Origin of the sequence: Rhodococcus sp. NPDC056506 (genome assembly GCF_042794945.1) — a bacterium.
In the GTDB taxonomy this organism is placed as follows: domain Bacteria; phylum Actinomycetota; class Actinomycetes; order Mycobacteriales; family Mycobacteriaceae; genus Rhodococcus_F.
Genome location: NZ_JBHTSW010000029.1, coordinates 24,416 through 36,867 on the forward strand (window position 1 = coordinate 24,416; position 12,452 = coordinate 36,867).

General features: G+C 62.5%; 13 protein-coding genes. 3 read left to right on the forward strand and 10 right to left on the reverse strand.

Annotated features, from left to right (window positions below):
* Positions 1-38: 38 nt before the first annotated feature.
* The 9 genes from ACFQ6H_RS20905 to ACFQ6H_RS20945 form a co-directional block, all read right to left on the reverse strand.
* Positions 39-221 carry a rubredoxin gene (locus ACFQ6H_RS20905; protein ID WP_317825444.1) on the reverse strand — a complete coding sequence of 61 codons (183 nt, stop codon included), beginning with the start codon at positions 219-221 and terminating at the stop codon, positions 39-41.
* Complete coding sequence (locus ACFQ6H_RS20910; protein WP_003940827.1) at positions 218-403, reverse strand: rubredoxin; 186 nt, start codon at positions 401-403, stop codon at positions 218-220. Before ACFQ6H_RS20910 ends, ACFQ6H_RS20905 begins: the two co-directional genes overlap by 4 nt.
* The gene (locus ACFQ6H_RS20915) at positions 403-1,629 is read right to left on the reverse strand and encodes an alkane 1-monooxygenase (protein WP_378648304.1); all 1,227 of its coding nucleotides are present in this window, start codon (positions 1,627-1,629) and stop codon (positions 403-405) included. The genes ACFQ6H_RS20910 and ACFQ6H_RS20915 overlap by 1 nt, the downstream gene beginning before the upstream one ends.
* A 111-nt stretch (positions 1,630-1,740) precedes the next feature.
* Positions 1,741-3,237, reverse strand: a complete 1,497-nt coding sequence (locus ACFQ6H_RS20920; protein ID WP_378648306.1) for an amino acid permease — start codon at positions 3,235-3,237, stop codon at positions 1,741-1,743.
* An 86-nt stretch (positions 3,238-3,323) separates the two neighbouring features.
* Entirely contained in the window at positions 3,324-4,280 is a 957-nt protein-coding gene (locus ACFQ6H_RS20925; RefSeq protein ID WP_378544914.1) for a cation diffusion facilitator family transporter, read from the reverse strand.
* Positions 4,281-4,288: 8 nt separating this feature from the next.
* The gene (gene manA, locus ACFQ6H_RS20930; protein ID WP_378534071.1) at positions 4,289-5,521 is read right to left on the reverse strand and encodes a mannose-6-phosphate isomerase, class I; all 1,233 of its coding nucleotides are present in this window, start codon (positions 5,519-5,521) and stop codon (positions 4,289-4,291) included.
* Positions 5,522-6,616, reverse strand: a complete 1,095-nt coding sequence (locus ACFQ6H_RS20935) for a tobH protein (RefSeq protein WP_378648308.1) — start codon at positions 6,614-6,616, stop codon at positions 5,522-5,524.
* Positions 6,617-6,779: 163 nt separating this feature from the next.
* Positions 6,780-8,153, reverse strand: a complete 1,374-nt coding sequence (locus ACFQ6H_RS20940) for a phosphomannomutase/phosphoglucomutase (protein ID WP_230812563.1) — start codon at positions 8,151-8,153, stop codon at positions 6,780-6,782.
* A 127-nt stretch (positions 8,154-8,280) separates the two neighbouring features.
* The gene (locus ACFQ6H_RS20945) at positions 8,281-8,667 is read right to left on the reverse strand and encodes a DUF3499 domain-containing protein (RefSeq protein WP_007731177.1); all 387 of its coding nucleotides are present in this window, start codon (positions 8,665-8,667) and stop codon (positions 8,281-8,283) included.
* Between the two features lie 80 nt (positions 8,668-8,747).
* Here ACFQ6H_RS20945 and ACFQ6H_RS20950 point away from each other — a divergent pair, with 80 nt between their 5' ends.
* Positions 8,748-9,236, forward strand: coding sequence for a metallopeptidase family protein (locus ACFQ6H_RS20950; RefSeq protein ID WP_003940797.1), 489 nt, complete (start codon positions 8,748-8,750; stop codon positions 9,234-9,236).
* A gap of 195 nt (positions 9,237-9,431) precedes the next feature.
* Here ACFQ6H_RS20950 and ACFQ6H_RS20955 read toward each other — a convergent pair whose 3' ends face one another.
* Positions 9,432-9,710, reverse strand: a complete 279-nt coding sequence (locus ACFQ6H_RS20955) for a WhiB family transcriptional regulator (protein ID WP_020907098.1) — start codon at positions 9,708-9,710, stop codon at positions 9,432-9,434.
* 380 nt (positions 9,711-10,090) lie between these two features.
* Between ACFQ6H_RS20955 and cofD the strand changes: the two genes are divergently transcribed.
* Positions 10,091-11,083 carry a 2-phospho-L-lactate transferase gene (gene cofD, locus ACFQ6H_RS20960; protein WP_378447627.1) on the forward strand — a complete coding sequence of 331 codons (993 nt, stop codon included), beginning with the start codon at positions 10,091-10,093 and terminating at the stop codon, positions 11,081-11,083.
* Positions 11,080-12,450, forward strand: coding sequence for a coenzyme F420-0:L-glutamate ligase (locus ACFQ6H_RS20965; protein WP_378648310.1), 1,371 nt, complete (start codon positions 11,080-11,082; stop codon positions 12,448-12,450). The genes cofD and ACFQ6H_RS20965 overlap by 4 nt, the downstream gene beginning before the upstream one ends.
* Positions 12,451-12,452: the final 2 nt, after the last annotated feature.

The following is a 12,452-nucleotide window of genomic DNA, read 5'->3' on the forward strand; positions in this document are numbered from 1 at the left end:
TTACCGCCGCACCTAGGTCCGTTCGACGCCGACGCATCTCACTGCCGCTCGACCTCCACCATGAAGAAGTCGCTCTTCGCCGCCCCACAGTCGGGGCAACTCCAGTCTTCGGGAATGTCGTCCCAGCGAGTCCCCGGTTCGATACCGTCCTCCGGCCAGCCGACCGCCTCGTCGTACTCGAATCCGCATTGCGCGCACTGATACAGCTTGTAGTCGTTCATGATTCACTCCCCGCCGTTGCCGGCATCGGCTCGAAGTCCAGCTTTTCCCTCACGCCGCAGTCCGGACAGCACCAGTCGTCCGGAACGGCATCCCACGGCGTTCCCGCCGGAAACCCTTCTCGTGGTGCACCCTTGGACTCGTCGTAGACGTATTCGCACACCGGGCATCGGTAGCTGCTCATCACGCTGCCCCGTATCGGGCAAGGATGCGATCGCGCTTGGACGGCTGAACGTTGACTCGGGTGATGTCACCGTCGTAATGGGCAAGCACTTTGGGGTCCATGACTTTTCGCCACAACGGCGGAACGTAGGCGAGCATGATCATGCTCGCGTACCCACTGGGCAGGTTCGGCGCACCGCCCATGCTTCGTAGCGTCTGATATCGACGCGTCGGGTTCGCGTGATGGTCACTGTGACGTTGGAGGTGATACAGGAAAATGTTGGTGCAGATGTGATCGCTGTTCCAACTGTGCTCCGGTGCAGCGCGCTCGTACCGCCCACTGTCCAAACGACGACGCTTCAGTCCGTAGTGCTCGAGGTAGTTGACCGTTTCGAGCAGGCAGAACCCGAACACGGCCTGCAGCACCAGGAACGGCAGCACCGAGAGCCCGAAGGCGGCGACGAGGACACCGAAGAGTACAACGGACATCATCCACGAATGCAGGACGTCGTTGCGAATTGTCCACGGCTTCTTACCCAGTCGATCCAGTCTGGCTTTTTCCAGTGACCACGACGAGCGCAGAGATCCCCACACACTGCGCGGGAGGAAGGTCCAGAAACTCTCACCGAAGCGAGACGACGCCGGGTCCTCGGGCGTGGCGACACGCACGTGGTGTCCGCGGTTGTGCTCGATGTAAAAATGGCCGTAAAACGACTGCGCCAGAGTGATCTTCGACAACCAGCGCTCGAGATCGTCCTTCTTGTGACCGAGCTCGTGTGCGGTGTTGATCCCGATTCCCGCGACACAACCGATACTGATCGCCAGACCGATCTTGGAGATCAGCCCCAGTCCCCCGTCGATTCCGAGCCAGGCCAGATCCGTCGCCGACCAGAGATAGCAGGCCAGGACGAGGCTGGCCAACTGGAACGGTATGTAGATGTACGTGCAATACCGGTAGTACCTGTCGTTCTCGAGACGCTCCATCACCTCGTCCGGCGGATTCTCACCGTCGGGGCCGAAGAAGATGTCGAGGATCGGGAGCAGGATGTAGACGAGCAGTGGCCCGATCCACCACCACACCGGGGCGACCGCATTCCAGCCGAGGCTGTTGAACAACGCGACCAATCCGACGGCGATGAAAACTGCCGTCGGCGGCACCAGGCCGAGCAGCCAGAGATACCTCTTCTTGTCCCGCCACTGCTCCGGCGGGAGCGTTTGCCCGGAGTGCGAGTTCACGTGCGTCGACACGGTCTACCTCCTTGATTCGGACCGACTCGACAACTGTGAGTCAGTTCACTATGAGGTAGACATTACTACTTGCTTTGTACAAGTGATAGACAAATAGCAAACTTTGTACAATTACTCTATTTCGCCGCGTTCACGCTTTCCGATCAACGAATGCTGTCTGCTGTAGGCGAAGTAGATGACCACACCGAGGGCCATCCAGACCACGAACCTGATCCAGGTCTCCACCGACAGGTTGAACATCAACCAAAGACACGCGAGTACGGCCAGGATCGGGACCAGCGGGACCAGCGGCACCCTGAAACCGCGGGGTAGATCCGGCCGCGTCCGACGAAGCACGAGAACCCCCAACGACACGAGAACAAACGCGAACAGCGTGCCGATGTTGACCATTTCCTCGAGGGTTCCGATCGGAAACACTCCGGCGAGCACCGCGACCACAACACCGACCAACACGGTGATCCGCACCGGCGTTCCGTGCTTGCCGGTCGGCGCCAGGCGTCGCGGCATCAGACCGTCGCGTGCCATCGCGAAGAGCACCCTGGTCTGACCGAGCATCAGCACCATCACCACTGTCGTCAGGCCGGCCAACGCACCGAACGAGATGACGTTTTTCGCCCACGTGATGTCGTGGAAGGCGAATGCCGTTGCCAGGTTGGAGGTATCGCCCTCGAGTTCGGTGTATTTCACCATCCCCGTCAGCACGAGTGTCACCGCCACGTACAGAACCGTGACGATCAGGAGAGAGCCCAGGATGCCGCGTGGCAACGCCTTCTGCGGTTCCTTCGCCTCCTCCGCCGTCGTGGCGACGACGTCGAAGCCGATGAACGCGAAGAACACCAGACTGGCCGCCGCGAGCAATCCGTACCACCCAAACGTGCTGCCACCTGCGCCCGTCACGTACGAGAACAAGGACTGGTGGATGCCCTCCCCCGTCGATCCCGGCTGAGACGGCGGAATGTACGGCGAGTAGTTGTCGGTGTCGATGTAGAAGAGACCGACGATGATCACCAGCAACACCACCGCGACCTTGATCGCCGTGATCACCAGCGAAACCCTCGACGAGAGTTTGGTACCGGTCGCGAGCAGCACCGTGATGACCACGATCACCAGCACCGCTCCCCAGTCGAAGGAGATCGGCCCCAACTCGACGATCGGACTGCGTGAGCCCATCACTTCGCCGAGGTACAGCGACCAGCCTTTTGCGACCACCGAAGACGCCAAGGCGAATTCGAGGATGAGATCCCAGCCGATGATCCAGGCGACGAATTCGCCGAACGTCGCGTAGGAGAATGTATAGGCGCTCCCGGCGACCGGCACCGTCGATGCGAACTCGGCATAACACAGCGCTGCCAGTCCGCAGGCGATGGCGGCAATGACAAACGCCAGGGAGACCGACGGCCCGGCGACATTTCCCGCCGTCCGAGCCGTGAGTGTGAAGATGCCCGCGCCGATGACCACCGCGACACCGAACACGGTGAGATCCCACGAGTTCAGTTCTTTCCGGAGTTTGGTTTCCGGTTCGTCGGTGTCCTTGATGGACTGCTCGATCGATTTCGTTCGAAACAGCTTCGACCGTCCAGATCCGGCCTGCTCGTCCTTGACAGCCATTGCCGCCTCCTTGCTGGGGACCAGCAGGTCCCACTATGGGCAAGTAGAGAGATGGCATCAGCCTAAGCCCGCAGGCGCGGCTTTGTTCAGGGTTTGTCGGGAGCCTGTAGATCTGTCCCAGGTCGATCTGTCCTGAGACGATCCAGGTCCGGCTCGAGGTAGATCACCCGCGCCGCAGGTACGGCAGCGCGCACGCGAGACTCGGCCTCGTCGATCGCCGTCGCCACATCCGAGATCGTCGATCCGACCGGCACCGCAACCTTGGCAGCAACAAGAATCTCCTCGGGACCGAGGTACTGCGTCTTGCAATGAATGACGCGTTCGATACGAGTTCCGTCGACCAGGGCGTTCAGGATCAGTTCGGTCTCCACCGCCGTTGCGCCCTCACCGATCAGGAGCGACTGCATTTCTATGATCAGAATGATCGCGATGATGCCGAGCAGGACACCGATGCACAGAGTTCCGATGCCGTCGAAGACCGGATTTCCGGTCACCATCGTGAGGCCGACGCCGCCGAGTGCAAGGACCAGACCGATCAATGCGCCGGTGTCCTCGAGCAGCACAACCGGAAGTTCCGGGCTACGAGAGGTTCGGATGAAGTTCCACCACGACGCGTTTCCCTTGAGCGGTCGTGATTCCTTCGCTGCGGTCCGGAAGCTGTAGCCCTCCAGACAAATCGCGATGACAAGAATCGCAATTGCCACGAAGGCCGAATTGAGTTCTTCCGGATGCTGAATCTTGTGAATACCTTCGTAGATCGCGAACAGCGAGCCGAGGGTGAAGAGCACCAGTGCCACGACAAACGAATAGAAGTATCGGTTACGCCCGTAGCCGAACGGGTGCAGTTGATCTGCCTCACGTTCTGCCTTCTTCTGTCCCAGGAGCAGCAAACCTTGATTGGACGTGTCGGCCACCGAGTGCACCGATTCGGCGAGCATCGACGACGATCCGGTGATCAAGAATCCGGCGAACTTCGCTACGGCAATTCCGGCGTTGGCTGCGAGAGCCGCCAGAATTGCCTTCTTGCCACCATGAGCCGACACACGCTCTCCTAGTTCCCGACTACTGCACTGAAAACCTGCGCAGTCGGAGTCCGTGCGCTCAGGTGTATCGCGGGCTCGTCGGCCGCGATCCACGCCGCTCGGCCCCGATCGAGGTCGAGAGTGTCGGCGCCGCACGTCGCAGTGACCGCGCCGTCGGTGCAGATCAGAATCCGCGGGCCGGAAGAATCGACCACGAGGTCGGTGGAATTCGAGTCGAACTCCAGACGCGTCAGACGAAATTCGGGCGCCGGCGTGACGTACTCGTATCTACCCGAACCTGACTGACCTGATCCTGATGACGGGGCCGGATCGAGCACTTCGATGTCCGCCCCGACGAAGTCCAGGACCCTCAGCAGTTCGGGCACGTCGACGTGTTTGGGCGTCAGTCCCCCGCGTAGCACGTTGTCGGAGTTGGCCATGATCTCCACCGCGAGTCCATGGAGATACGCATGGAGATTGCCGGCAGCGAGGAACAGTCCCTGTCCGGGCTCGAGTGTGACGCGGTTGAGCAGCAGGGCCGCCAGTACGCCGGCGTCGCCGGGGTATGCCTCGCTCAATTCCAACGCGGTGCGGATCTCGGTCACGAATTCGGCGTCGTGATGCGCGACGTAGGTGATGCACCCGGCAAGTACGGCAGGGAGCAACGTCCCGAGCACCGTGGACGGCAGCGTGATCCATGTGGTGAACAACGCCCGGAGCCCGTCGGAATCGGGTTGGCCTTCGAGCAGACCGATGTACGGCTCCAACTCGTCGACGGCCAGAGCGCGCAGCAATTTGACAGTGCGCGTCGGCTCACGGAATCCGGCAAGAGCTTCGAATCTGCTCAGCGCGACAACGAGTTCGGGCTTGTGACTGCCGTCCTTGTAGTTGCGAATCGGCGATTCCATGGGAACGCCGAGAGCGTTCTCACGACGAAAGCCCTCGTCGGCTTGAACCGCACTGGGATGAGCCTGAAGCGACAGCGGTTCTTCCGCCGCAAGCAACTTGAGCAGGAACGGGAGTCGCTCACCGAAAGCCTCGAGGTTCTCACGCCCGAGTTCACGCTCGGGTTCGCGGTGCAGGACCTCGAGCAACGACTCGCTTCCGGATTCGGTGATCACGCGCGCCGGGTCACCCGGATGCGCGCCCAACCACAACTCCGCTTCGGGATGATTCGACGGGGTCGCGAGGCCGCGCAGTTCGGCAATTGCCGTTCGCGAACCCCACGCGTAAGAACGAAGTGCACCTTCGAGTTCACGCACTTACTTCGCACCACCCGTCAACTGCACGTACGCCGCAGCCATGTCTACTCGAGACGCCAACACGAACACCTGCTCCATCTCCGATATCACCACGTTGGTCTGGTCTTCGTCTGCCGCCACCACCAGATCCGCGTCGGCCAGTGCGTCCATCCGCCGTTTCGCCTCCCCGCGCGTGGATTCGGTCGCGAAAACGAACGCCCGCGCCGGCGCGGTCGGCAGTGCGCCGTCCAGTTGCGGATCGTGAAAGAACGGGTCGTGGAAAACCGAATCACGCGAAGCTGCGTCGGGCGCGAACAACGCTCGTGCCGAACGGATCACCTCCGACATCTCGGCGGCAGCGGCGTTCAGGCCCGAGCTCATCAGCGAAACACTCGAAAACTCTGCGAGTGCTGTTGTCACGGAACCACTTCCACACAGAACGACGCGTCGACCGCTCATTCTGGTGGCCAACGACTTGGCCGGGTTGTGGAATACCTCGTTGGCCGGCCCGTCCCGCAACGCTTCCGTGTCAACCGCGTCGGCGATTCGACCGAGCACCGCCGAACGGTCCTCGATCGATCCCTTGCCCTCGATTTCGGCGGCAACCGCGAGGAAAACGGCGAGGAACCGCGTCATCGTGTGCCTCGGCGAGGCGTAGAGCCGCGGCGGCAACGGCATGGTGCGCCCGGCCGCCACAGCTCGCATGGGCCCCTCGTCCGGAACGGCGACAACAACTTCGGCGCCACGGCGAACGGCACTGTCGACCGATTCGACCAGGCGTGGATCACCGGCATCGTCACCGGCGACGACGATCACGTCCAACGGTCCGGCCCACGACGGCGTCCGGTCGAGCACGATGAGCGGACACCCGATCGAATCTCCGACGAGGGCGAGCGCGATCCTGGCTCCGTGTCGAGCGCCACCGGCGCCGGCGATCAGCACGACGCTGCGCGGACGCAGACCGGCGAGCCGAGAGATCAAACCCTCCCCGACGGCCGACGCGGTGGCTCGAATCTGTGCGCCCCCCATGGCTACAGACCGCAGCAGCCCCTCCGAATCGGCAGCCGACAAACCCTCGCTGTCGTCGAGGTCGAGAAGCGGCATCGGCGCTGTCATCTCACCGCACCCCCTTCTCCGTTAGCAGTTCCCGCACCATCCAGCATTCCAGCTCTACGCGGTTCGTGGTGGCAAAGCCTTCGTTCCCGACGCCGTCGTTCCCGAAACAGTCCCTCAACTATCCCAGGGCTTCGGCTCACCGACAAACCGATCAGACTCGGATTCAAGCCCGGACGATCGCCAGAATTTCGTTCACCAATGCGTCGACATCGGCGGACGTGGGTGCTTCGACGTTGAGTCGCAGCAAGGGTTCGGTGTTGGACGCGCGCAGGTTGAACCAGGCATTTCCCTCGAGGCTGACCGTGACTCCGTCGAGGCGATCCACCGACTCGGTGCGGTCCGCGAATGCTGCCAGGACGGCGGCCGTGCGATCGGCTGCGTCCGCCACCGTGGAGTTGATCTCGCCCGAGGCCGCGTAGCGCGTGTACTCCGCCATCAACTCCGACAGCGGGCGGTCCTGCTCGCCCAGCGCAGCGAGTACGTGCAACGCCGCGAGCATGCCGGAGTCGGCGCCCCAGAAGTCGCGGAAATAGTAGTGAGCGGAGTGCTCGCCGCCGAAGACGGCACCGGTCTCGGCCATCTCCTGCTTGATGAACGAGTGGCCGACTCGGGTACGAATTGCGACGCCGCCGAGTTCTTCGACCAGTTCGGGCACTGCCCGTGACGTGATCAGGTTGTGGATGATCGACGCGCCCGGTTCCTTCGCGAGTTCGCGCTTGGCGACGAGTGCCGTCACCGCGGACGGCGAGACCGGGTCACCCTTCTCGTCGACGACGAAGCAACGGTCTGCGTCACCGTCGAACGCCAAGCCGATGTCTGCTCCGGTTTCACGCACGTAGGCCTGCAGGTCGACGAGGTTGGCCGGATCGAGCGGATTGGCTTCGTGGTTGGGGAACGTGCCGTCGAGCTCGAAGTACAGCGGGAGAACCTCGAGAGGCATCGGCCCGAATACGGCCGGAGAGGTGTGTCCACCCATGCCGTTGCCCGCGTCGACTGCGACCTTCAGCGGACGCAACGCAGCCAGGTCGACCAATCCGCGTAGGTAGCTCGCGTATTCCTCGAGGACGTCCTTGGTGCTGGCGGTGCCTGCCGGTCCGTCGTACGCGGGCACACCCGAGACGACCTCGGCGGAGATGGTCGCGAGACCGGTGTCCTGACCGACCGGCTTGGCGCCCGCCCGGCACATCTTGATGCCGTTGTACTTGGCCGGATTGTGACTCGCTGTGAACATCGCGCCCGGGCAGTTCAGCAAACCGGATGCAAAGTAGAGCTCGTCCGTCGACGCCAATCCGATGTAGACGACGTCGAGCCCTTGAGCGAGCACGCCGTCACCGAAAGCCGAAGACAGTGTGGGCGACGATGCACGCATGTCGTAGCCGATCACAACCGTCGTGGCGGCGCCGGCCTCGTCGCGGACCAGACGGGCGAACGATGCACCGACGTCGCGGACAAAATCTTCGTCGATCTGCTCACCGACCACGCCGCGCACGTCGTACGCCTTGATGATTGCAGCAACCGACTCGGCTGTTCGCCCCACTGAAAACTCTCCTTGTGCATGCACCCTCACAGACGGGAACGTCCGGGCGCGTAGCGTCCGGAGATTCGCAGTACTCGGGTGTGGAAGTACTCGGTCGAGCCTAGCGTCTGCGGCGACGAATCTCGCGTCAGTTGGACGGGTCGGGCAGAACGCGGAGGTGTCCACGACGCCCTGTACGGGCAGTACTCGGAGCTGCGGGACGTATGTCCTCATCTGCGTCGACGTTGGACTTGCTGCGATCTCCGAGACCGGCTTCACGTACAGCTTCGGCCAAAGCGGTCAGATCGTCTTCGTCGGGAGTGCTCGACGCGAATCCGCCTTCGTGGCGGACGAGTTCCCAGCCCTTCGGGGCAGTGATTCGCGAACCGTGCGTGTCACACAAATCCCACGAATGAGGCTCGGCGACGGTTGCCAGCGGCCCGACAACCGCAGTGGAGTCCGAGTAGACATACGTAAGCGTCGCGACGGCGGGGTTCTTGCACCCGGGGCGGCAGCAGCGACGCAGAGATCTCACAGGTACGGAGCCTAGCCCTCCCCACGTCCGGAACCTACTCGGACACACCGAGCAGTTTCTTCTGTCGTAATCTGGGCGCCATGCCACAAGCCCGCCGCCGACGCTCGGTCACCACTCGTTCCATCGAGCGACACGGCCGTGGCCTGCGCGGACCGCTACTTCCCCCGGAGGTGCCCGCACGGCGTACCCGGGCCGAGAAGTTCGATCTCCTGGTGCTCGACGCCTTCTCGCCAGTCGACCTCGCGTGGCACGACCGGTTGACGAAACTCGACATCGCAGTCGACGAAGTCCCGAAGATTCACGCGCACGATCCGGAGTCCGTGACGTGGCCACCGGAGGTCATCGCAGACGGCCCGGTTCCACTGTCACGACTGATTCCGGCCGGAATCGACCGTCACGGAAATACCACTCGCGCAAGAATTGTGCTGTTTCGCCGCCCGCTGGAGCAGCGTGCGAAGGATCCGGAAGAACTCACGGATCTGGTGCACGACGTGTTGGTCCATCAAGTCGGCACATATCTGGGCGTCGACCCACAGGTCATCGACCCCACACTGCCCGACGAGGACTGAAACTTCCTGAACAGGACTAATACTGCCCGACGAGGACTGACGCACTGTCAGACGAAAAAACTGATGTCACACGAAGATGTAAATCCACACGAAGAACAAAACAGTCGTTGCTTGACCTGCAATTCCCCGTTGCAGGTCAGACTTTCGAAGACCGCCCGTCAGCCCCGACGCTGACAGAACCGATTCAGCAGCAGATCAGATGATCCCCCGCTTGAGTCGCCGACGCTCGCGCTCGGACAACCCTCCCCAGATTCCGAACCGTTCGTCGTTCGCGAGCGCGTACTCGAGGCACTCGTCACGAACTTCACAACCGAGGCAGATCCGTTTTGCTTCCCTCGTCGATCCGCCCTTTTCAGGAAAGAACGCTTCGGGATCGGTCTGCGCGCAGAGAGCACGCTCCTGCCACTGATCCTCGATGGTGTCGAACAATTCTTCGAAGCCGGTGACGAGACTCAGCACTGGCCGAGTACTCATACCGTCGAACTCACTGCTGCAGGCACCTTCTGCTGCGCCTGCTCGGGAATCGGTCTGCGGTTCGTCGCTTACTGTCATTGCGAGAGAACTGATCTCGACATTTTCATTGGGCATCGTTCCGCCTCCTCACCTGTAATAGCGCAGAATTTTCACTCCATCTTCAACCCCACCCCGTCGACCGTTCGAAACTGTGTTCGAAACCGGCCCCGCTGCAAGTGAACTCACAAGTAGCGGTTGGAATGACACATTTGAGATTACACACGTCCAGCGTGTCGCGGTCAAGCTAAACGAGATGAATCCATTAGTATTCCGGCCCCCAATTGACGGGACCTTCTGCCCGCCAGACACGGCGACGCGCCGACCGCCTAGGCTCTGTTGTCGTGAACGTGACTGTATTGGTTGGCGGCGTCGGCGGGGCCCGTTTCCTTCAAGGTGTACAAAATGCGCTCGGAATCGTCGGTGGTGAATCCCTCGAGAAATACGAAGGCCCACATCGCATCACGGCCGTCGTCAACGTCGGGGACGACGTCTGGATGCACGGTCTGCGTATCTGTCCCGATCTGGACACTTGTATGTACACACTCGGCGGCGGTATCGACACCGAACGCGGGTGGGGGCACGCCGGCGAAACCTGGAATGCGAAAGAAGAACTCGCGGCATACGGAGCGAAGCCGGACTGGTTCGGTCTCGGAGATCGCGATATCGCAACACATTTGATTCGCAGCCAGATGCTCCGAACGGGATATCCGTTGTCCGCGATCACCGAAGCGTTGTGCAATCGCTGGAATCCAGGTGTCGCACTGCTTCCCGTGAGCGACGACCGCAGCGAAACACACGTTGTGATCACCGATCCGGAAGACGGTGAGCAGAAGGCGATTCATTTCCAGGAGTGGTGGGTACGCCATCGAGCACAGGTGGAAACTCACAGCTTCGCTCACGTCGGCGCCGAGCAGGCCAAGCCCGCGCCAGGGGTGGTCGAGGCGATCGACGGTGCCGACATCGTGCTGATCGCACCGTCCAATCCCGTCGTGAGCGTCGGCGCGATCCTCGCGGTGCCCGGAATTCGCGGAGCCCTGCGAACCACTGCAGCGAAGGTTGTCGGGCTCTCCCCCGTCATCGGCGGAAAACCGTTGCGCGGCATGGCTGACGAGTGCCTCGACGTAATCGGGGTCGACACGACTTCCGAGGCGATCGGCCGCCACTACGGAGCTCGTTCGATCAACGGCATTCTCGACGGCTGGCTCGTCGACGAAGGTGACACGGCCGACATCGACGGGGTGGACGTGCGAAGCATCCCACTTTTGATGACGTCCCCCGAAGAGACCGCAAAAATGGTTCGAACTGCTTTCGAGATCGCCGGAGTCGAACTGTGACCGAACCCGGAGCTCGAGCAAACCAGGACAGAGATCACTCCCCCGGCGCCGCAATCGAAATCATTCCCGTGCTCGGCCTTCCCGAGTTCCGGCCCGGAGACGACTTGGCCGCCGCTGTCGTCGACGCGACGCCGTGGATCGAGAACGGCGACGTCGTTGTGGTCACGAGCAAGGTGTTCTCCAAAGTCGAGGGTCGCATCGTTTCCTCGCCGACCGATCCGGAAGAGCGCGACGCAGCGCGGCGCCTCCTGGTGGATCAGGAAGCCGTCCGCGTCGTGGCGCGCAAGGGCCGCACTCTGATCACCGAGAACAAACTCGGGATCGTGCAGGCCGCATCGGGCATCGACGGCTCCAACGTCGACGGTGCCGAGTTGGCTCTGCTCCCCGTGGATCCCGATGCAAGCGCTGCGGGTCTGCGCGCCCGGATCCTCGAGAGCTCGGGCAAGTCCGTCGCGGTCGTCGTCACCGACACGATGGGTCGTGCGTGGCGCAACGGGCAGACCGACGCCGCAATCGGTTCGTCCGGCATTGCGGTCTTGCACGGCTATCTCGGAGCACAGGACAGCCAGGGCAATGATCTGATCGTCACCGAGATCGCGATCGCGGACGAGATCGCCGCTGCCGGCGATCTCGTCAAGGGCAAGCTGGGCGGCGTTCCCGTCGCCGTTGTTCGCGGGCTTCGGTTCGAGGACGACGGTTCGAGCGGCCAGGATCTGATCCGCCGCGGCCCGGACGATCTGTTCTGGCTGGGCACCGAGGAGGCCACGGTGATGGGCCGCGGCCAGGCACTGCTGCTGCGTCGGTCGGTTCGGCAGTTCGCAGCTGACCCCGTCGACGCGGAGATCATTCGCAGCTCGATCGCCGAGGCACTGACCGCTCCAGCACCACACCACACGAGACCGGTTCGATTCGTGTGGCTGCGTACCGAGTCCGTCCGCACGGCTCTCCTCGCGAAGATGCGTGAGCAGTGGGCCGCCGATCTCCGCGCCGACGGTCGCAGTGCCGAATCCGTCGACGCCAGAGTTGCACGCGGAAACATCCTGTTCGACGCCCCCGAGGTCGTCATTCCCTTCTGCGTGCCCGACGGCGCACACAGTTATCCGGATGCGCGACGTACCGCCTCGGAGTCCACGATGTTCACGGTTGCCGCCGGCGCGGCAGTGCAGGGCCTGCTGGTCTCGCTGGCAACACGCGGCGTGGGAAGCTGCTGGATCGGCTCGACCATATTCGCCGCCGAACTCGTACGAGAACAGCTCGATCTCCCGGCGGACTGGCAGCCACTCGGCGCGGTCGCAATCGGGCACCCACTCGAGCCCCTGACTCCGCGCACCGTCTCCGCCCCCGGGGACGCGTTGGTGGAGTTGTAAGT